The organism is Xenorhabdus szentirmaii DSM 16338, assembly GCF_002632585.1.
GTDB classification, from domain to species: Bacteria; Pseudomonadota; Gammaproteobacteria; order Enterobacterales; family Enterobacteriaceae; genus Xenorhabdus; species Xenorhabdus szentirmaii.
Map to the genome: position 1 here is coordinate 1,674,424 of NZ_NIBV01000002.1, position 21,805 is coordinate 1,696,228.

The 21,805-nt window shown below is 40.5% G+C and carries 19 protein-coding genes; 10 read left to right on the plus strand and 9 right to left on the minus strand.

Annotated features, from left to right (window positions below):
• Window positions 1-101 precede the first annotated feature (101 nt).
• A complete protein-coding gene (locus tag Xsze_RS17205) occupies window positions 102-2,285 on the plus strand; it encodes an autotransporter domain-containing esterase (protein ID WP_038234820.1) in 2,184 nt (727 codons plus the stop codon).
• A gap of 225 nt (window positions 2,286-2,510) precedes the next feature.
• Complete coding sequence (locus tag Xsze_RS17210; RefSeq protein ID WP_051462297.1) at window positions 2,511-4,460, plus strand: autotransporter domain-containing esterase; 1,950 nt, start codon at window positions 2,511-2,513, stop codon at window positions 4,458-4,460.
• A gap of 326 nt (window positions 4,461-4,786) precedes the next feature.
• Here the strand turns inward: Xsze_RS17210 and Xsze_RS17215 are convergent, their stop codons facing one another.
• Window positions 4,787-5,164: a VOC family protein gene (locus Xsze_RS17215; protein ID WP_038234818.1), complete on the minus strand. Its 378-nt coding sequence runs from the start codon at window positions 5,162-5,164 to the stop codon at window positions 4,787-4,789.
• Window positions 5,165-5,521: 357 nt separating this feature from the next.
• Entirely contained in the window at window positions 5,522-5,797 is a 276-nt protein-coding gene (ychH, locus tag Xsze_RS17220) for a stress-induced protein YchH (RefSeq protein ID WP_038234817.1), read from the minus strand.
• 315 nt (window positions 5,798-6,112) lie between these two features.
• On the opposite strand from ychH, the gene pth reads away from it, so the two are divergent.
• The 5 genes from pth to Xsze_RS17245 all read left to right on the plus strand — a co-directional run bounded on the left by pth (window position 6,113) and on the right by Xsze_RS17245 (window position 10,549).
• Window positions 6,113-6,703 carry an aminoacyl-tRNA hydrolase gene (gene pth / locus Xsze_RS17225; RefSeq protein WP_038234814.1) on the plus strand — a complete coding sequence of 197 codons (591 nt, stop codon included), beginning with the start codon at window positions 6,113-6,115 and terminating at the stop codon, window positions 6,701-6,703.
• A gap of 111 nt (window positions 6,704-6,814) precedes the next feature.
• The gene (gene ychF / locus Xsze_RS17230; RefSeq protein WP_038234812.1) at window positions 6,815-7,906 is read left to right on the plus strand and encodes a redox-regulated ATPase YchF; all 1,092 of its coding nucleotides are present in this window, start codon (window positions 6,815-6,817) and stop codon (window positions 7,904-7,906) included.
• Window positions 7,907-8,246: 340 nt separating this feature from the next.
• Window positions 8,247-8,675, plus strand: a complete 429-nt coding sequence (umoC, locus tag Xsze_RS17235) for a lysozyme inhibitor LprI family protein (protein ID WP_051462296.1) — start codon at window positions 8,247-8,249, stop codon at window positions 8,673-8,675.
• Between the two features lie 300 nt (window positions 8,676-8,975).
• Window positions 8,976-9,977: an Rpn family recombination-promoting nuclease/putative transposase gene (locus Xsze_RS17240; protein WP_038234809.1), complete on the plus strand. Its 1,002-nt coding sequence runs from the start codon at window positions 8,976-8,978 to the stop codon at window positions 9,975-9,977.
• A gap of 248 nt (window positions 9,978-10,225) precedes the next feature.
• Complete coding sequence (locus Xsze_RS17245; protein WP_244590079.1) at window positions 10,226-10,549, plus strand: RpnC/YadD family protein; 324 nt, start codon at window positions 10,226-10,228, stop codon at window positions 10,547-10,549.
• Between the two features lie 892 nt (window positions 10,550-11,441).
• Here the strand turns inward: Xsze_RS17245 and Xsze_RS17250 are convergent.
• The 3 genes from Xsze_RS17250 to Xsze_RS17260 all read right to left on the minus strand — a co-directional run bounded on the left by Xsze_RS17250 (window position 11,442) and on the right by Xsze_RS17260 (window position 13,935).
• Complete coding sequence (locus tag Xsze_RS17250; RefSeq protein WP_244431744.1) at window positions 11,442-11,654, minus strand: hypothetical protein; 213 nt, start codon at window positions 11,652-11,654, stop codon at window positions 11,442-11,444.
• Window positions 11,655-11,729: 75 nt separating this feature from the next.
• Window positions 11,730-12,119, minus strand: a complete 390-nt coding sequence (locus Xsze_RS17255; protein WP_051462294.1) for a hypothetical protein — start codon at window positions 12,117-12,119, stop codon at window positions 11,730-11,732.
• Window positions 12,120-12,546: 427 nt separating this feature from the next.
• Window positions 12,547-13,935 (minus strand): amidohydrolase family protein, encoded by a 1,389-nt coding sequence (locus tag Xsze_RS17260; RefSeq protein ID WP_038234806.1) that lies wholly within the window; start codon window positions 13,933-13,935, stop codon window positions 12,547-12,549.
• A 287-nt stretch (window positions 13,936-14,222) separates the two neighbouring features.
• Between Xsze_RS17260 and Xsze_RS17265 the strand changes: the two genes are divergently transcribed.
• Entirely contained in the window at window positions 14,223-14,801 is a 579-nt protein-coding gene (locus tag Xsze_RS17265) for an NAD(P)H-dependent oxidoreductase (protein WP_038234804.1), read from the plus strand.
• Between the two features lie 178 nt (window positions 14,802-14,979).
• Here the strand turns inward: Xsze_RS17265 and Xsze_RS17270 are convergent, their stop codons facing one another.
• A complete protein-coding gene (locus Xsze_RS17270; protein WP_038234801.1) occupies window positions 14,980-15,768 on the minus strand; it encodes an alpha/beta fold hydrolase in 789 nt (262 codons plus the stop codon).
• Window positions 15,769-16,177: 409 nt separating this feature from the next.
• Between Xsze_RS17270 and Xsze_RS17275 the strand changes: the two genes are divergently transcribed.
• Together Xsze_RS17275 and Xsze_RS17280 are read left to right on the plus strand one after the other, a co-directional pair.
• Entirely contained in the window at window positions 16,178-17,194 is a 1,017-nt protein-coding gene (locus Xsze_RS17275; protein WP_038234799.1) for a TAXI family TRAP transporter solute-binding subunit, read from the plus strand.
• Window positions 17,195-17,266: 72 nt separating this feature from the next.
• Window positions 17,267-19,222 carry a TRAP transporter permease gene (locus Xsze_RS17280; protein WP_038234797.1) on the plus strand — a complete coding sequence of 652 codons (1,956 nt, stop codon included), beginning with the start codon at window positions 17,267-17,269 and terminating at the stop codon, window positions 19,220-19,222.
• A gap of 80 nt (window positions 19,223-19,302) precedes the next feature.
• On the opposite strand, the gene Xsze_RS17285 is transcribed toward Xsze_RS17280, so the two are convergent.
• The 3 genes from Xsze_RS17285 to Xsze_RS17295 form a co-directional block, all read right to left on the minus strand.
• Window positions 19,303-19,692: a hypothetical protein gene (locus Xsze_RS17285; RefSeq protein WP_038234796.1), complete on the minus strand. Its 390-nt coding sequence runs from the start codon at window positions 19,690-19,692 to the stop codon at window positions 19,303-19,305.
• A gap of 264 nt (window positions 19,693-19,956) precedes the next feature.
• Window positions 19,957-20,238, minus strand: coding sequence for a hypothetical protein (locus tag Xsze_RS17290; RefSeq protein WP_038234793.1), 282 nt, complete (start codon window positions 20,236-20,238; stop codon window positions 19,957-19,959).
• A gap of 129 nt (window positions 20,239-20,367) precedes the next feature.
• On the minus strand, window positions 20,368-20,937 hold the full coding sequence (locus Xsze_RS17295; protein ID WP_038234791.1) for a HutD/Ves family protein: 570 nt from the start codon (window positions 20,935-20,937) through the stop codon (window positions 20,368-20,370).
• Window positions 20,938-21,805: the final 868 nt, after the last annotated feature.

The window sequence follows — 21,805 nt, forward strand, 5'->3', positions numbered from 1 at the left end:
ACATCAGCACCGCGCTTCTCAGCGAAAGAGGCATCGCCAACCGCCGTTTATAACAGGCGAAGTGCTGACCAATAAAAAAACAACTTTTAAGGAGAATGCCAATGAAAAAGGCATTTTTATTTACACCTGCACTGTTAGCTCTCTCAATCAATGCCATTTCTACAGCCAACGCTGTTGACTATAAAAACATTTATGTTTTTGGCGATAGCCTGAGTGATGGTGGTAACAAAGGAAGATACACCGACGGTCAGAAGCAGTTATATCATGAATATTTTGCTGAACACATTCTGGGAATTAAGTTAATACGCTACAGCGACAGCAAACTTGGCGGAACGAATTACGCTCGAGGTGGCTCTACGGCCCATATCATTAAAGGATATAACCCTGACGGATATAACCCTGAAACAGACACATCAGCACAACAGCTCAAAAACTACCTGAGTGCCCATAACAACCGAGCAGATTCTAATGGGATATATTTTCATTGGATTGGAGGCAATGATCTTGCCGCAGCTTCAATAGCTGGAGCACAAATTGCTGATCCCAAAGAAGGCCGAGAACTTTCCTTCAAAATGGTTAAAGCCAGTGCAAACGCAGCAGGCGATCAAATCAACCTGCTAGCCAAAGCTGGAGCTGGGCTTATTGTTGTGCCCAATGTTCCAAATGTAAGTACGACTCCTCGGTTCTTAGAAACATTATTGGGAACAGCGATAAACCAAGAAGCAAAAGAACCTATAAAAGAAGCGGTGTGGAACGCTCAAGGAATTAAAGATATTGAGGCTTTTAACAAGTTATCTAAGGAACAGAAAGAAGCAATTAATAACGAAATAAATAACCAAATTAATAAAAAAATCGATGAAGCTTTAAATGATGTCCATAAAGGTATCAATGTACAGCTTACACAGAATGGCGAGATTCGCCATCTGGTTATTGAAGGTGTTTTAAGGCAGTTTGCAAACGGAGCAGCCATTGAAAAAGATGAATCAGGAAAAACAAAAACTGCCGAGGATGGAACGCCAATAATTGACAAAACCAAATCTGATGAAATATATGATAAGCTTTATGCCGCTTATCAAGTTCAAGAAAATAATGCAACAGAATTAACCAATGAATTAAATAAATTAGTTGATGTAAAAATCAGTGAAGGACATGGCAATGTTTTACGCGCTGATGTCAATGGCCTGTTGAATGAAGTTATCGCCAATCCGTTGATTTATGGTATCGACAATACATTGGGTTATGCCTGTCCATACGGTGTTAGCTCTGCTGATTGTTCTGAGAACGATACAGGATTTACTAAAGACAAAAAATTCCTGTTCGCTGATCCATTCCACCCAACATCATGGGGACATCAGATTATCGGTCAATACATTGACTCTATCTACAATGCGCCATTACAAGTCATGACATTGAACCAGGCCAACCGTGCACCGGTCCAGAGTGCCCGTGCTTCCCTTGACGGCCACATGCAACAATTGCGCAACAGCGACAATCAACAAGGCAAAGTGGGCATCTTCGGGGGCTACTCTGGCAGTCAGAATAAAACCTTCACGCTGGGCGGGGATTATCATGTAATGGATAATCTGGTATTTGGTGCAATGTACTCCAACTATAAAGACGAGCGCTCTCCGACAGCGGATTTCACTTATGAAGGACGCGGCCATGTCTTTACGGCTTATGCATTGTGGACAGATTATTTCAACGGCGGTTGGTTAAGTGGTGACATCCACCATTCAAATACCAATTATGACAGCTTGATCCGTGACATACACCTTGGTCAGGCGACCCTCCAAGAGGTTGGCTCTACCACGGGTAAACAGTACGGAGCCCGCATTACCGCAGGATGGGATATTCCCGTCACTAAATACCTGACCACTGGCCCAACCATTCAGTACGCCTGGGATAAAGGTGAGGTTGATGGCTACCATGAATCAGGCAACAACTACACTTCTATGCGATTCAGTGATCAACGCTACACCTCTAAAGTAGGCACTCTGGGCTGGCGGGTGGACACGCAATTAGGCCGCTTTAATCCTTATGCTTCAATCTCATTTAATCACCAGTTTGATAATGAGCGCTACAAAATGCACAGTGCCATTAAATCTGCGCCAACAGACTTTGTACTTGAAAGCAAGAAACAAGTTAAAGACTGGCGTCAATACACCGTTGGCATGAATGCCATTATGAACGATAAATTGCGCGGATTTGCGTCAGTAACCCGCAATGACGGTAATGATCAGGATGCTAACTACACATTCAGCTTAGGTATCAACGCAACGTTCTAAAATCTGTGCCTTTCTAAAATCTGTGCAAATAACTACCCTGTGGGCGTGATATCAGAGACAGAAAGGTGAAGTCCCATCAAAAACGCAAGGCGATAGATGACCAACGCCTTGCGTTTTTTTATCATCATTCACCCTTTGTATATCTGCACCACTATCCCGTTGAACCTTCATGTAAATAAATAGAAGTAACATCAAGCTGAAAATCATCTTTCAAGGAGACTCAGGATGAAAACAGCATCTTTTTTGATCTCAGCAACGACCGCATTTTTATTTAATTTCATACCCAATACTTATGCTTATGACGATATTTATGTTTTTGGCGATAGCTTAAGTGACGGTGGGAATATCGGCAGATTCACAACAGACGGAAAAAACGCTGAACTCTATGATGAGTACATCAGCCAACAAATCACGGGGAAAAAACTCACTCCTTCTAAAAACAAAGGTAATAATTACGCTCTGGGACGTGCGCTAGCGAATGGTTTTGGCCCTACAACACAAAATCAGCTTAATAGCTATCTGCAAAAACACGGCAATCATGCCGATCCTAATGATGTGTATATCCATTGGGTTGGCGGTAATGATATTAATAACGTACTAGAATTCAAACATGAACATAATGATAAGGAAGCCGAAAAGACGATCAATGATAGCTCAGCCGCTGCGGCATCCCAAGTTAATCAACTGATCAAAGCCGGAGCGGGTTTGATTATTGTACCGAATATTCCAGATATTGGTACAACTCCCAGAATCATGGAAGCCGTGCTTAAAGGCGCATTGGAAAAACGTGAGTTTCCTGATAAAAAAATCAACGAAATCCTGCAGGATATTCATAAAAAAATCAATAAATACCCCACCCCCAATGCCGCTGTTCGTAATCAAGTTATTCAGGGTGTTTTTAAAGATATCGCAAATGAGGCATCTCCCAAAGACCCGAAGGAAGCCCAAAAAATCTATAATGAATTGCTTGATGCCTACAATAAGAACAGTCAAATCGCCTCTCAGTTCGTTGATCAATATAACCAGAAAGAAGAAGAGCAATTCAGCAAAGGTAATATCCTGCGGGCTGATGTCAACCTTCTGTTAAAAGAGGTTATTGATAACCCACTGATATACGGCGTTACCAATACTCTCGGTTATGCTTGCCCACAAGGTAAACTAGCCATTTTTTGTTCTTCTGGCATTGATAAAAGCCAATCATTCTTGTTTTCTGATGACCTACACCCAACGCCAGATGCACATAAAATCATCGGCCAGTACATTATGTCCATTTATAACGCCCCTTTTCAGGTTATGGTGTTGAATCAGGCTAATCGTCTGCCGGTCAAAAATGTTCTGGCCTATCTTGACACCCACCTCCAGCAACTGCGCAATGCCCGTACCCCTAAAGGAAAAATAGGTATATTCGGGGGTTATACCGACAATGGCGATAATACATTTACATTGGGGAGTGATTATCAACTAACTGATAATTTTCTTCTTGGTGCAACCCTTTCACACTATCGGAAAGAACAAAGTTCAATATCTGATTTTTCTTATGACGGACGCGGTTATGTTCTGGCAGCTTATGGATTGTGGAATTACAACAAACAAGGTTGGTTAAGTGGTGACGTGCACTATTCACGAACCCATTACGATAGCCTGATTCGTTCCATACAACTTGGTCAGGCTTTACGCACCGAATCAGGTACTACCAGCGGTAAACAATGGGGTTGGCGGATCACGGCGGGCTGGACAATTCCTGTTACTGATTACCTGAGCACCAGCCCCATCCTTCAATATGCATGGGATAAAGGCGGCGTTTATGGTTATCGTGAGTCCGGCAACAGCAGCTCGGCCATGCATTTCAGCGCTCAGGGTTATCAATCCAGAATAGGATCGATGGGCTGGCGGATTGATACACAATTGGGTCGTTTCAATCCTTACGCCCTTATTCTATTCAATCATCAATTCAATGATGAACGTAATTCACTTTACAGTGCCATTAATAACACCAAAACCATTTTCGTCCAGCAAGGAGAAAAACCAGACAACAATAACGTTCAATACACGGTGGGAGTGAATGCCAACCTGACTAAAGATTTTCACGCATTTGCAGAGGCAACACACAAAACAAGTGACAAAGCATCAAACCGTGATTATGACTTCAGTTTTGGCCTTAGTGTCAGTTTCTGATAATCCAAAAAAATTAAGCCGCTGGATTTTAATAAGGTAATGACTCTATTTTATTGGATCCAGCTCACCTATATCAAAATAGGCGGAGTTAAATATATCTGCATCGTCGGGCAAGGCCGCATCAATAGGCAGTTTTTTTTAACAAACCGTCATTAATGGGCAAGTATTATCAAGTGGTTCATAACAACAATGATTATTATAGGCTTCATGCATGTTTTGACATATTAGCCTGACAGCTATTATCCAATAACAAATGAAGCCTTTTTCTCTCTTAGATAACGGGGGATAATTCAAGCCCCGGTATATATGAATACTAACAATAAGGATTATTTCAGTGATATATAGAAAACATTCAATTTATGACCATCAAGATCTCTGAAGTAACCTGTATAAAAATCATGATCACCACGGAGGCCAGGTTTTCCTTCATCCGTTGCACCAAGCGCAATAGCTTTGTTATACAATAGATCAACCTTTTCCGGGCTGTTGACATTAAGTGCGACCATTCCGCCATTGCTCACGGTTGCCGGGTTGCCATCAAACGGTTTAATAATGCAAAAATTCGCCACACTAAAATCCGGTCCCCAAGCGATAAAAGTCGGTGTTTCCATAACACGTTTAGCGCCTAACTCAGCAAGCAGTTCATCGTAGAATTGAGCTGCGCGGGAAAAATTATTCGTACCCAATGTGATATAACCAATCATTGTCAATTCCCCTATATTTTATTTTTAAAAATGAGTTTATTGAAAACAGATGAAAAACCGCAATTAATTGCTTAAATTCAGTAGAGACTTAACAAAATAGAACAAGGTAAATTTTAATATAATTACGGATTAATATGACTACGGTTGTTTATATTACATCCTCATCTATCACACCTCGGTTACTCACTCTAACCTACCTTAGATTTAACTTGTCATTTTTATTGATCGGGCATTTCATAACCCTTTCATACATCTAGAAGATATTATTTCAATCGCAACCTGCCATATCCAGTGCACATAAATAAACAAGGCGACAAAATTTACCGCCTTGTTTTAATTCATTGAGTTTTTACTTTATCATGGATGCCGGTGTTTTTTGCGGCGGTAACGTTCATCGTAATTCTTTAACCACCAATATTTATCGGTAACCGTTTCACGCCCACCGACACGAGCTCCGGCCAACCAAACCAATGCGCCAATAAACAATCCCATCATCGCACTTCCAGTCAATAACTCAGCTTGCGTAAATCCGAAGATCTCACTGAGCAAGACAAAAGCCAGGCTGACCAGCATCATAATCATCCCCAATCCCATCAGGATGTTGCCTAAAAGAAAAGCATTTTTACGTTTCATAACCAACCTCCAATACTTTTTTTGAACGTAATTTGCCAAAACAGAACGAACTCAAAAGCACGAAAGCAGATATCTTCCTTTGTTTTAATTATAGTCTTATTATTTAAAAGGTTATTGAGGTGCCGATCACAGGCTATACAAATTTGAACCTAATAATTTACATTCTGTTAGATTAATATTTATTATCAAATTAGAACTTAAAAGGGGACGGAGACAGAACGCGTTTCAATATCACAATGAATTTTGTACTCAAGCGCTGAGATAGGTAAACTACCCCTCTTTTTTTATCTTATTGCCAATAAGCGACCCCAAACTGTGAGTAACATAAAATTAATCGTTGGCCTGGCAAACCCTGGGGCTGAATATGCACAGACCAGACATAATGCCGGGGCATGGTTTGTCGATGCATTAGCGCAACGCTATAACCAGTCCCTGAAAGAAGAAAGTAAATTTTTTGGTTATACCGCCCGCATTAATATAAACGGGCAGGATATTCGCCTGCTGGTGCCCACCACATTCATGAACCTCAGCGGAAAATCTGTCCTTGCCCTTGCCGGATTTTACCGCATTCAACCCGATGAAATCCTGGTGGCACATGATGAGCTGGATCTGCCGCCCGGTGTGGCAAAAATGAAGCTGGGTGGCAGCAACGGCGGCCATAACGGCTTAAAAGACATCCAGAATAAATTCAGCAATAATCCTAACTTTCATCGCCTGCGGATTGGTATAGGCCATCCGGGTGACAAAAATAAAGTCGTGGGATTCGTACTTGGCAAACCTTCTGCCAGCGAACAAAAACTGATTGATGATGCCATTGATGAAGCATTGCGCTGTACCGATATTCTTATCAAAGATGGTATGAACAAGGCAATTAATCAACTTCATGCATTTAAAGCCAGCGCCTGACTGGAGTACGTGGCGCAACAGGTTATTGCGTGTATAATGGCGCCAATTTTGTATAACTCGCCGGCAAGCGCATTGTTTGTTGGTTTATAAGTGATTTAAGGTGATAAATATATGGGATTCAAATGCGGTATCGTTGGCCTGCCTAACGTTGGGAAATCTACATTATTCAATGCGCTGACCAAAGCAGGTATCGAAGCAGCAAACTTCCCGTTCTGCACTATCGAACCAAACACGGGTGTTGTGCCGATGCCGGACTCGCGTCTCGATCAGCTGGCTGAAATTGTCAAACCACAGCGCATCCTGCCAACCACAATGGAATTCGTGGATATCGCAGGTCTGGTAAAAGGGGCTTCAAAAGGTGAAGGTTTGGGTAACCAATTCTTGACCAATATCCGTGAAACCGAAGCGATCGGCCATGTTGTGCGTTGCTTTGAAAACGACAACATTGTTCACGTTGCCGGTCAGGTTGATCCTGCTGCTGATATTGACATTATCAACACTGAACTGGCTCTGTCAGATTTGGATACCTGCGAACGCGCCATCCAACGTGTGCAGAAAAAAGCCAAAGGTGGTGATAAAGACGCTAAAGCAGAATTGGAAGCTTTAGAAAAATGCCTTCCTCACCTTGAACAAGCCGGTATGCTGCGTGCTTTAGATTTAAGTACGGAAGAAAAGGCAGCGATTCGCTACCTGAGCTTCCTGACTCTGAAACCAACGATGTACATCGCCAACGTCAACGAAGATGGTTTTGAGAATAACCCTTACCTTGACACCGTTCGCGCCATTGCAGAACAAGAAGGCTCTGTCGTTGTTCCGGTTTGTGCTGCTATCGAAGCAGATATCGCAGAGCTGGACGATGCCGATCGAGAAGAGTTCATGGCAGAAATGGGCCTGGAAGAGCCGGGCTTAAACCGTGTTATTCGTGCTGGCTATAAGCTATTGAACCTACAAACTTACTTTACCGCAGGTGTGAAAGAAGTTCGTGCCTGGACCATTCCGGTAGGTGCTACCGCACCACAAGCGGCGGGTAAAATTCATACTGACTTTGAAAAAGGTTTTATCCGTGCCCAAACCATCGCGTTTGAAGACTTTATCACTTACAAAGGTGAACAAGGCGCGAAAGAAGCAGGCAGAATGCGTGCAGAAGGGAAAGACTATATCGTTAAAGACGGTGACGTGCTGAACTTCTTGTTTAACGTTTAAATTGATTCTGTTGCCCTAAAAAGCCTTACAAAGGCAAAGAAGCATCACAAAATCCACGCAATTGCGTGGATTTTAATTGCGTGGATTTTTCTTTTTTCGCAGTGTGTCCGCCAAAGGCTGGTATGTTTAATTGGTGAATTCCCAACTAAACACCTTCATCTCTCTTCCCCAAAATATCTTTCCCTTTCGAAAGCAACTTTCTATCGAAAATAACCAACTTAAACGCCATTGTACGATTAGGAATAATCGGTATTTTTATATTACGGCAGAATAAATATTGTAAAGGTGTCATCAGATGCGTTAAAACCTATCCTGAATAAATATGAAGGAGTTTCTAACCGTGAAATTCAATCTAAGCCTGCTCTCTGTAACTGGTATCATTCTCTGCTTACCATTTTCCAGTATCGCAAATACCCACTCTGATAAGGACGTGATGGCAGATACACTGACCCAATGTTATAACCAGATCGGTGACGCCCCGCGAACTGCACTACAGGGATGTCTCACATCTAAACTAACCACTGCCGACAGCGCAATGGCCAAGGCGGTACACGACAACAAAACAAATCTTGAACAAACTGGTTCTTCAGCAACAAAAACCGCTATCGCCTCACTCAAAAAATCACAGGAAGATTTTTTGAGATTCCGTGAGAGTGAGTGCCAGCGACAATCTGACGCGATGTTAGGCGGCAGTGGTTCCGGCGATGTTTTTCTTTCCTGCAAGGTTGAACTGACATATTCACGTATCAAGTCGCTTCAGAAAGAATAATTGCCATATCAGCATCAGCGAGATAACTGATTCCTGAAATCTTGTTACATCAACCCACTCCGGTATCATAAACGTCACTTACGTAATGGGCCACAAAACATCGGAGTGGGATTAGTTAATGAAATATGCCATTGAGGTATCAAAACTGATGGCATAAAGCGTTTAACAAGCCGATTATACTCACACCCTTATTTAGGTGGATCTCTTTCAGATACCATGCCGATGTTAACGGTATCACTATTTTTTTGTCCTGTATGCTTACTGTACACTGAGTTCAGGGATCATTTTGGATAAAAAAACATGAAGAATAAAAAGGCAATCCCCACAGCTCATGATGCAACATTCAAAAAATTCATGGCGCAGATCGAAAATGCCCGTAATTTTTTTGACATTCACCTGCCAGAAAAAATTAAGAAACTTTGCGATTTTAATACATTAGCTCTGACTAACTCATCATTCATTGACCATGAGCTGCGTTCAAGAATTTCCGATGTGCTCTATTCAGTGAAAACGCAACAAGGTGACGGGTATATTTATGTCCTGGTGGAACACCAGTCGACGCCGGATAAAATGATGGCATGGCGCCTGATGCATTACGCGTTTATGGCAATGAATCAGCATTTGCGACAAGGTAATAAGGCACTTCCGCTGGTTGTGCCCGTGCTGTTTTACCACGGCGACAGCAGCCCTTACCCTTTTCAGCAACGCTGGACACAGTGCTTTTCATTACCGGACCTGGCGGAAGATATTTATTTCAACCCCTTCCCTCTCGTCGATGTGACCGTGATTGATGATAATGAACTGATCAATCATCGCAAAATCGCCATAATGGAACTGGCAATGAAACATAAAAATTTGCGTGAAGGTTTCAAGGCCGTAACTACGCTATTGGCACAGGTTCTTAAAGACAATTATAATAGTGACAACGATGTGGTTACTATTCTCAACTACCTGTTTGCCATAATGGATTCACCCCATTTTGAGCAGGTACTCCAGCAACTGATTGAACAGGTAGACAATCATCAGGAGGTGATTATGAGTATTGCACAACGATTACATGAAAAAGGCCGGAAAGAAGGTATACAACAAGGTATGTCTCAAGGTATTCAACAAGGTATATCTCAAGGCATACAACAAGGTATATCACAGGGTATACAACAAGGTATATCTCAGGGCATACAACAAGGTGAAAAACGAGCATCAGCCAATATTGCCCGCACTCTCTTAAAAAATGGAGTCAATATTGAGCTGATTATGGAAAGCACCGGTCTTAGCCGAGAAGAAGTTCTCTCCCTGCAATAGCCTTTTTTGTATTCTTACCCGCTTTTCTGGGGTGGGTAAGAGTTGTATTTAGTGGTTTGCCCTTCACCATCCATTATGGTCATGAATCTGCCGGCTTGATCGTAGCTTATTGTTGCTTGACTCTACCTGATTGAATGGTTTCAGTGACATTACCATTAAGATTGGCATTAAATAGACTGTATTGGTAGTGAGGTTTCCGATCACAATTAGAGCAGCTTCTTGAAGAGAATTATAATAGTGACAACGATGTGGTTACTACTCTCAATTACCTGTTTGCCATAATGGATTCACCCCATTTTGAGCAGGTACTCCAGCAACTGATTGAACAGGTAGACAATCATCAGGAGGTGATTATGAGTATTGCACAACGATTACATGAAAAAGGCCGGAAAGAAGGTATACAACAAGGTATGTCTCAAGGCATACAACGAGGTATATCACAGGGTATACAACAAGGTGAAAAACGAGCATCAACCAATATTGCCCGCACTCTCTTAAAAAATGGAGTCAATATTGAGCTGATTATGGAAAGCACCGGTCTTAGCCGAGAAGAAGTTCTCTCCCTGCAATAGCCTTTTTTGTATTCTTACCCGCTTTTCTGGGGTGGGTAAGAGTTGTATTTAGTGGTTTGTCCTTCACCATCCATTATGATCATGAATCTGCCTGCTTGATCGTAGCTTATTGTTGCTTGACTCTACCTGATTGAATGGTTTCAGTGACATTACCATTAAGATTGGAATTAAATAGACTGTATTGGTAGTGAAGCTGCTAGTTATATAAAAAACCTCGTCATTTTAACCGAGATTTTGAGCTTAAAATTTTATTATATCTTCCAGTATCTCATCTAATGAGAAAAAACATTCGTATGATATCTAAAATTATTTTTTTAAAAATACTCTGGTGAGAGAGCAACATCATCGTAAATAGCTTTAATAAATATAAGATAATGCTCGGTAAGGAAGGTTAACCTCCTCCCTTTAATTTGATTTTAAGATAGAAGTCATCTTTCAATGAATATATTTATTTTTGAGTTTACACTTGAAATATATGTTTGCCTATCTTCTGGATCGTGATTTAGTGCGCCATCAGAATTATCAATAATAGTCATCATATAAAACGCAATAGATTTTTGAATATCTTCTTTTTCCTCATATTCTATACATACCTTGTCAAATATTGACTATAGTTCATTAATCATATTTTCAAATAATTCCTCTGTAAATCTAAGTTTTTCAACGACTGAAATTGCTAATTCAGAAGATATTTCAATATATCTATTCATTCTAAACTCTTTGATTAATTTTATCATCATTAGCAGAAAATAAATATTAAACAACATTGATTATTTACAGTAAATAATACCAAGATGTATTAAGATACAACCGAACCTCTTTGTCAAAGCACAGCATATTACATAAGTATCCTGAACAAATTAATGACTAAGATCCAATAGATAAACACAAACTAAGATAAGAGTTGAGTCGCTTTATCTTGCAATTCAATTCCTATATCTTCTAGCTTATTTAACATTTTTTCATCGTACATTCCCTCTCTAAAGGAAAATGCACCATACACATCCACGAAAGCAAGGGCTAGCTTTTTAGGTATTTCAGTTTTCTCATGATAAAAGTCAATTAAAAAATCTAAAGCATGGTAAAGGATCTCTATTTCATTCATGGAAAAAGAACATTTTGTTCTTAATCTTACAGGTATAGAATTTTCACCGAGTAATTTATCAAATACTATGTATAATCATTCACTAACTATCTGTTCTATATTGTAAAATATACCGTAATCGCTCTGATTAAAATGTTCCACTCTATCAGCCAACAATACTAATTTCCTATTCCTGATTCTTTTCCTGACTAATCTTGAAGCTTCAAACAACTTCATTCTTAATTCTATTAAATCATCTTTATTAGGGAGTTCATCAGAAAGAATTTTACCAAAACTCTCTAGTAAACGACATACCATAAAACGCTCTTTAGCATTAAGTTGTTGTTTGCGCCTAAAGAAAATAAATAAAATAGATTTCTTGAATTTGTTACAATGATAAGGTGAGCTTGAATTTAATACCTTCACTAAACCATCAGACAAGTTTCTGTCTTTAAAATAACCTTTAACATTCGCCCATTCGCCCATTCACCCATACCTCTATCTAATGACAATTCGGCTTGCCGTAAATATGCATATAAAGTTAATAAAATTCATTCTCATAATAAATGTTCATGGCCTATTGAGAGATCCCATACGCTTTAAATTTGCAAATAGTTCAGATTCAACATGTGCTCCTTTTGAATATCCTTTTGCAATATTGATTACCTATTCTCCATTAATGCCATCAAACTCACCTAATCAGGTCAGACTCTAACTAAAACCATTCAAATATTCTATCAAATATCGTATTCAGCTTCAGGGTATTGCATTATTTATCATAATAAGAAGAACCACCAGCGCAAAAATATAGTTCTCATTTTATGCTTAACTATTTGCCTATAATTGCCTATAAAATCTTATATTCGCCCGGTAGTTCCCTCTAAATATTCATTCTAAATGGCAGATACAGAATTTATCCCACTTTTCCCACACTCCCCCACACCATTTCCCCGCGGTGGAATGTAGCAATGCGCGGAGAAATTCTCGCCACTGCCTCCGCCGAGCAGGAAGCATCCACCAGCACAAAGCTGGCGTCGTCCAAGACCTTAGGCCACATTTGCTCACCTTTATCATTAAGTGGCAATACATCGCCGGTTGCAATTGCCAGCGCTCGGGATAACGTATATTCGTTCGGACGAATATACAACTGGGCATATAAATTAGCTTTCTCCAACATGTCCCCCAAACCATACGGTGACCAATGGTCAATAACACTGTCCGTCCCGGTCATGACAACAACGCCCTTATCACGTAGTTGTTTGAGTGGCATGTGCAATGTCCCGATAGGCACAGTAGAAGCAACAGCAACTTTTTGTGCAGCCATGCGCTCAGCTATTTCATCCACCTGCTGTTCATTGAGCGTTGCCAAAACAAAAGCATGGCTGATGGTCAGTTTCCCTTTTAGCTGCGGTGTTTTTTCTACGGTTTCCAACATGTAGTTCATCGCAGCCATGCCCGCTGAATTAGATTCATGTAAATGAATATCCACCCCTTTGCCATAATCCAGTGCAATCAGGAACATTGCATCAAGTGATTTTTCCATTGAACCATCAACATTCGTCGGGTCCAGACCACCTACATAGTGTGCTCCCATTTGCATCGCTTCACGCATTAAATCTTCTGATTTTGAGAGCAATAAACCATGTTGCGGAAAAGCAACAATTTCACAAGTGAGGCTAGATTGATGCCGAGTCAATACTGTTTGCAGGGTTTCGAGATTTTTCAAGCCTGATGTCGGTTCAACATTGCAATGGCTGCGGACAATTGTTGTTCCTTTCGACTGAATCAGGTCGATCAGCTTTTCCGCTCGTTCTTGAATATAAGGTTGCAACTCTGACAGGAGTTTCTGCTCAAGTTTGATCATATCTCGGATAGTCGTGCCTTCCGGTCGATTGGGAGCACGCCACGGGCCACCATAAAATGTTTTATCCAGATGAATGTGCATATCCCGCATTGCTGGAAGCATCAATTTACCGCCGGCATCGTAGCGTGGCAGAGCGTTATTCTGATTGAGTTGCTTCTCATGCAGAGCAACAATTTTTCCATTGTTAATTTCCAATGTTTTCAGCTCTGTCAATGTATGGACAACCACCTTATCTTCAAATACAAATCCAGATTCCAGTAAGACATTATCCAGATAATAGTGTTTATCCGTTATCTTGAAGGCATTATTCACCTTACCGCTTTTTACTGTCGATTGAGCTGCATAGGAGGTAGGGCTAAGCGCACCAAGCTGCGCACAGGCAGTGATTACTTTTCCACTCTGACTCAAGAACTCATGACGGTTTTTATTTTCGTTCATCTCTGTTTCCTTTTCAGTCATTAATATTGATATGTGCCCAATGGTGAAGTCATCACCATTTATGCACTCACCAAACAACTTGTCGAAAATAGCATTGATGGCTCTACGTTTCACCGGCAAATTTACTTAGTAGTGCACTGATTAATAATAATGAAAATAAAAAAATCTCCTCCAGACAGGTATCTTTGGAGGATCAGGCAAAGATTGAAAATGAATAGGCACACCTTAAATCAAAAATAATCTTAATATATCCCCAAGTTATCAATAAAAGAAAACAGAGGATCATTATGTCACGAATTTTAGTAATTAATTCAGCAAAAAATTTTAAAGAATCGAAGGGAGAATTAAATAACCTGCTGGCAAATGTTATCAAGGATCATTTAACTGGCTTAAAACATGAAATTCAGGTCACTCACGTAGATAAGGGTTATGACATTCAAGCAGAAATAGATAAGCTTTTATGGGCAAATAGCATTATTTACCAAATGCCGGGTTGGTGGATGGGGCCGCCTTGGATCTTAAAAAAGTATATCGATGAAGTCTTCCAAATAGGGCAAGGAAAATTATATAAAAATGATGGAAGAACCCGTAATGACCCAAACAAAAAATATGGTTCTGGCGGTTTGCTACACGATAAGACATATATGCTATCAGTGACTTGGAATGCACCACTTGAAGCATTTGAAGATCCAAACCAATTTTTTGAAGGAAAAGGTGTGGATGGCCTTTACTTTCATTTCCATAAGGCAAATAAATTTTTGGGTATGTCTCCATTACCAATATTTAATTGTTATGATGTAATAAAAAACCCACAAATAGAATCGGATATCGAAAAATTAAAAATACACTTATCAAATTTATTCTAATAGTTAACCTGCTATCCTCTTTTCTTATTTAGAATAAATTGAAACAAATAAAAAACCCACTGATATACATGTGGGTTTTTTTTATTTTCTTAAGACCATTTAAATATTATAAATATAAGAGATAGAAAAAAACGTAGAGATGATTGAAATCAGAATTTACGAACCGATAATCATCGCCTTAAAACTGTTCCAGGAATTCCAGCAAAACAGGATTAAATCGCTCTGGCGCTTCCCAGAAAGGTGCATGATCAACGCCTGCCAGTCTAATTACTTTTTCTTTCCAGAGATTTCGATAACTTAAGCTATTAATGTAGTCAGCATTAATGAATGGATCACCTGCACCATTCACAATGGCTAATGGTATTTCACTGGTTTCCACCAATAGTTTCTGATCAGTCGCCTGAGGAGAAAGGAAAAACTCGAACATATATTTTCTTGCCAATCCATCTGTTCTTGCCACGGCTTCAAAAATGAAAGGCTCATGCGGAGCATTCACTCCCGTTGTTTCGGCAGCAAAGTTTTTAATATCTTCCTCAGTAAATTCAGCTTTGCCAGCCAGCCCCATATGTTCGCTGGGCTGAAAACCAAGCGCCACATTATCGGCTCCTACTGATACCGGAGGTGTACCGCAAATCATCAAACCAATCATTTTTGGGTACAGAGCCAGCATCTCCAATCCAATATGTCCCCCTAATGACCAGCCAAAAACGACAACTCTGTCTATATTTTTTGCTTCCAAGACATCAATAACCGTTCGCGCATAGCCAGGCATCGAATAAACCTGACGTGGTTCACTGGCATTTTCCGAAGCACCATGTCCCGGTAAATCTAACGCTAAAACCCGATATTTTCCTTTTAATGCATTAATTTGATGGCGGAATATTTCCTTACAACTTGAATTACCATGAATTAAAAGCACAGGCATACCCTCTCCGCCTGTATCAAACACTGAAATATAGTCACTCATAAAATCACCATTTTAAAATAGAAGTTGAAACAATCGACTTAAAGCAATCGCCTGAAGGCAGTAGAATTTAAATAATAGCGTTAAAATAATAGGTTTAAAAACAATAGGATTAAAAAAATAGGCTTAAAAAACTGGGGTTGAAGTCTTGTCATTTTCCACCTTTTTCACTTGAGATCAGGTTAACGACTTATCGATATTTCATCGAGGAACTTCCTGTATTGTAAAATGTTTTTTTGTATTCTATTTACTTAAAAAATATCAATCATTTCATATTTTCTGCCCGGTAACTAACACCAACGAAACATTTATCACAAATCTATGACATTTAACTCTAATTTAGAAGAAGAATGTTGTATACAACATAATGCAAATATTCAGTGTTTGTTACACAACATCTGGTAATCACATTATGACAATAAAAAGAGTAAAACCCCTTCTAACGATACTTATCTTCTGTGCATTGGTCGTCATGGCTATTACAGGAAAAGTGGAAAATGCCCATAAACGTTTTCTCTCCGTAGCAACAGCTTCCACAGGCGGAACTTATTACCCTATGGGGGTCGGGTTAGCCAATATCTGGAGCCATCATCTGAAACAGGAAAATATTCAGGTTACCGGGCAATCTTCTGCCGGTTCAATTGAAAATATCGACCTACTCAAGAAAAATGAAGCTCAACTTGCTATTTTACAAAGTTTAATTGCTGTTGAAGCCTATCAGGGTGTGCGTAATTTCGAGAATCGCCCCTATCAGGATCTTCGATCTATTTCGGTGCTTTGGCCCAATGTAGAGCATTTCGTTTTATTAAACGAGAAAATAAAAAAGGGTACGCTGGATGATATTGCAAGTACCCGTTTTTCTGTTGGGCCACAAGCCAGTGGTACTGAACAATCCACATTAATTATTCTGCAAGGCGTTAATCTAAACAAGCAGTCTATTCACCCTGAATATCTTGGTTATGGTGAAACCGTTTCTGCTATGCGGGACGGGCGTTTGGATGGCGGCGCATTGCCTGCTGGCGTCCCCGCTTCTGCCGTCACTGATATGTATGCCAGTGGCGTTCCTGCTCAAATTTTGGCGGTGACAGACGATCAATTAGAAAAAATTAATTCTATCGCGAATTCATGGTTTCGTTTTGTTATCGAACCAGACACTTATCCACGCCAGAAACAGGCTGTCCAAACGATGGCTCAACCCAATATTCTTATGACAACACGCTTAATTGACGAAAAAACAATCTACGAATTAACCAAAGTGATGTTTGAAAACCAGAAGGAGGTCCATCAAATTCATAGCGCTGCACAATATATTTTACCTGAGAATGCGCTCAAGGGAGTTTCAGTGCCATTGCATCCCGGTGCTTACCGATATTATCGGGAGATCAATCTGGATATTCCTGATTATCTGATCCCCCCAGAACTGAAATAACGGCTTCCTAATCATAATTCCCATGCTTGATTTTTCTCATTGTGTTATTGACCATAATATTATGGAGTTACCATGAGCATTGACAATATAACATCATCTTTGATTGAGCCGGATAAAGAAACGGGAACAGGTACCCGCCAGTTGGATGGCATTTATTTGAAACTCACCATCGTTCTCGCGATTGCTGTTTCTCTTTACGCTATCTATTCCAACTCCTTATCCAATACTCAGGAATTTTATCGCAATGTCACTTTTCTTGGCGGTATTCTTGTTTTGGGTTTTATTTTATTTCCAATCTCCAAACACCATTCAACACCAAAGTTAAATTTTTGGGATTATACTTTTATTCTGCTCACATTAATGAGTTATGGATATTTTTATTTTATTTACACTGACTTACATGTCGTACGCAATAGTATTCCCAATACTCTGGATTACGCCATGTCAGTTATTGGTATCGCCGTATTATTTGAAGCCACAAGAAGAACCACTGGCTATTTCATACCGGGTCTATCTATTTTTGCCATTATCTATGCCCTTTTCGGCCAATACTTTATGGGGATCTTCGGGCATGCCGGATTTTCGCTTGAACGTCTATTATTCCGCTTATTTATGACCAGCGAAGGTATTTTTGGCATTACCTTATCTACGGCATCAACGGCAATCATCGTTTTTATCTTATTTGGCACATTCTTAAGTGTCAGTGGAGCAACTGCACTATTCAACGATCTTGCTTTGGCAGTTGCTGGACGCCGTCGGGGAGGACCTGCTCAGGTTGCCGTTATTTCCTCTGCCCTGACGGGTTCACTCAGTGGTAGCGCCGTAGCGAATGTCGCCACAACAGGAACTTTCACGATCCCGCTGATGAAAAATATTGGTTTATCTCCACGTTTTGCAGGCGCTGTCGAAGCAACGGCATCAACAGGAGGGATGATAATGCCGCCTATCATGGGGGCCGCAGCATTTATCATGGCAGGGTTTTTGGGTGTTTCCTACACCACTATTGTCATTGCAGCCATTATTCCGGCATTGCTCTATTACGCCGCGCTCATCATTGCCATTGATTTGGAAGCCAAAAAGCAGGGTTTAAAAGGCATCAGTAAAGAAAATATTCCTCAGGTCAGGGCCGTCCTGAAAGCCCGTGGTTTACTATTATTGCCACTGTTTATTGTGATCGGTACTTTACTGACCGGAAAAACCCCCATTTATGCGGGGTTCCTCGGCATTATCACGATTATTATCGCAAGTTGGATCACACCGGATACTTCTGTGCGCATGACCCCAAAGAAAATCGCCACTGCACTGAATGATGCGGCTTGTGGTGCGATTCAGGTTACCGTTGCCTGTGCCAGCATTGGCGTTATTATCTGTGTTGTCACTATGACAGGGATAGGGTCTGCTCTTGCTTTCAATATTGTTTCCCTGACCGGCAATACACTGTGGTTGATCCTCCTTGTTGTGATGATAGTTTGTATCATTCTCAGTATGGGGCTGCCCTCAACGGCTTTATATATTGTTGTCGCCGTGACAGCGTCACCTATATTAATTAAAGCAGGGGTTTTGCCCTTGGCTGCCCATTTCTTTGTCTTTTGGTTTGGCGCACTTTCCAATATTACCCCTCCCGTCGCTCTTGCCAGTTACACTGCTGCCAGCATTGCCCGTGCAGATCCCATGCAAACTTCATGGAGCGCAGTACGCCTGGCTTTACCGGGCTTTATCATTCCATTTATTCTGATATACAACCCTGAGTTATTAATGCAAGGCAAGGAGTTAAATACCTTGTCCATTAGTTACATGATATTGACAGCCTTGATGGGTATTTATTCTCTTTCCATCGCTACCGCCAATTTCTGGCTGGGTAAAACGCATTGGCTGGAAAGAATTCTTTTTGCAAGCGCGGCCATTCTTTTAATTAAACCGGGTATGCTGACTGATTTAACAGGAGTCGGATTGATTATCGCTGCTGGGGCTATGCATTTTTTCCGCTATCAATTCAGGCGATTAGAAAATAAGGACGTCACAGGCTGATTTCCTCTAGCAAAAACCGGGGCACAAAAATGCGCTCCGGTTTATATAATTCCATTATTTATTGCTCAAGATGAAAAAGATCAATAGGAACCACTCAGTTTCCAGCTCTCATCCATAAATGCTTTATCCCCCGAATAGAAGCTATATTCATGCCTCTTTGTACTAATATATGTATATACACGACCAGCATACGTGATATTAACTTGTATATCATATTCCCGGTCTTTAATTGGCTTCCAATTTGGGTAATCCATTATCAATTTATTAGATTTAATATTAGCCCTTTCTGATTTAATATCCTTTTCAGTACGGCATTGAACGGAGGCATTACGAAGTGCGTAAGCACTATTAAGTCCGGTAGAGTAAATATTCTGACCATTATAAGCCTTTACTTCAATAGAAATATCCATGGGCGAAAGCAAATTACGTCCTCCAAAGTTAATCTCACTGCTTTTTATCCAGAGAATCATTCCACTCTGATATCTGTCATTGGGCCATGGATTATCATGCCTGCGTATAGGCTCCAGTTGTGTATCTACCCGTAAATTTTTCCAAATATCATGGGGAGGACGATTTTTTATGTTGAAAAAATGTGATTCCTCTTTATGTACAGTAGAGACTTTGCCTTTTAAAATTACTCTCGCAAATACTCTCTTGTTCCAATAATGGGATTTTTCTTGAAAATGGCATCGTCAGGAACCGTTGGATTCTGGATCAGAGCGCTGACATCCTGATTAACGCCATGAAACCATTACCTCTTCCAATGGGTTATTATTGGCATCAATGACTTTCAGTGAATAGCTCACGGGATTGCCCGCCAGCACCGGATTCTGGCTGACAGTGAATTCCACCTCTCCACTTTTCGTTCCATTGATGGAAATAGTGTATTCTCCGGGATGGATTTTATCTTCGATCACTTGCGAGGAAATATTGATGCCACTCGCTTCTGGCGCCGCAACTTTAATCTGCGTTGATTGGTCAGGTATTGCATTTTTCTGCGTATCATACAATTTCACCGTGAGCGTCGTTGTATCCTTGCCATCCGCCTTGCGCCCTATTGATAAAGTTTTTAATAATTACAATAAAACAAACGGCTTGATACAAAACCAAGTCGCTTGTTTTATTGTATGCAATATTTATTTAATTCATCCACAAGGACGTAAGTCCACCCACAATAACTGGCTATCCGCAACCAATGGCTTAATTGTTCCTTCCCTGATATCCGGTAGCCACCATGCCCCTTGACCAAATGCAAGCTGAACACAATTTGCCCCTGTCATTTCCCAACGCCCTTTTAACACATAAAGAACACCACTGTGTGATGTCGGCAATAAACGTTCATCAGAAACGATTGAAATCTCTGAAGCCCAACACGAACGGCGAGTCATGATATTAAAGCATTGAACAGGCCCCTCCAATAACTCGGCATTTCCCCGAATATCGCCTGAAAAATGGAATGGTGTCATTTTTTTCACCAGTTCGTGCTCCAAAAAACCCGGACTGGTCAAGCGCACCCCCTTTCCTTTCAATAAGATAATTGAACGCTCAATATCAGGATACTGATTCAATTCTCCGCTTTTATGAATCGTTGTGAAACAAGCACGCCAGGAAAAGTCATCAGACACTGGCCAGCAAACGATATCTCTTGTTTCACCCCCTCCCTCAGACCATAGATCTCTTGGCAACGTTGCATAATCGAAACATTTCATTTTCATGCCACTCCCTCACCACGTTTATATTCTCTTTACAGCACCAAAAGATGATTAACGTCAAATTATTGAGATAAACATTCGCAAATAATTTATTCCACGACAATCTCGAAGTCGTTGAAGTGTGACTGATTACCCAATATCCCCTTAGTATTTCAAGTTAACACGATGAAGAAAGGGTTTCATTACCCTCTCTGGAGACAGTTGGAAGATATTTAACCGATTTTGTCCATGCTCGATGAGAATGGTTTGATTGCATGGCCTGAAATTTGCCCGGATGGCAGCAATGGTTTTACCAGCAAATGAGAATTAATAGCATTATTCCTGATAAGACAAGTGAAAAAGCAGTTCAGAGGGCTGCACTATATCAATTAGAACCTGATGGAGATCCTAAAGGTGATTGCGGGCATATGCGACGAAAGTGAGCTTGGCGCCAGCGTACCGTAAAAGCTTGATGCTATAGAAGGAGAAAATTGGCTTTCTGGTTGCTCTTGTGAAGGGTTTTGAACAGTGCCTGAACTTCTTTGCCCTGAAATTGATGACCCGATACCAGAGGGTTCCGGTTGAGAACTTTCGGCTTCAAATGACCCAATTCTCTGAAGTTCAGCAATTTCTTATGCCACATTTCCCAAAAAAGCACAGGAACTGGCTACTCGCTTGACTGATATAAACACAATAAAAAAACTCCCCCTCTTTATACGGATGACAATTTACTTTTTTTAACGCATGACTCATATATTCTGGCAGTTAATATAAATTTTCCATTAAAGGTATCATCCATGATTCTGATGTTTTTCCCATATCTTTCAATATATTCATCATGTTTTTAAAAAATGATATTTATCTATAACCAAAGGAATGACTATGCAACCTC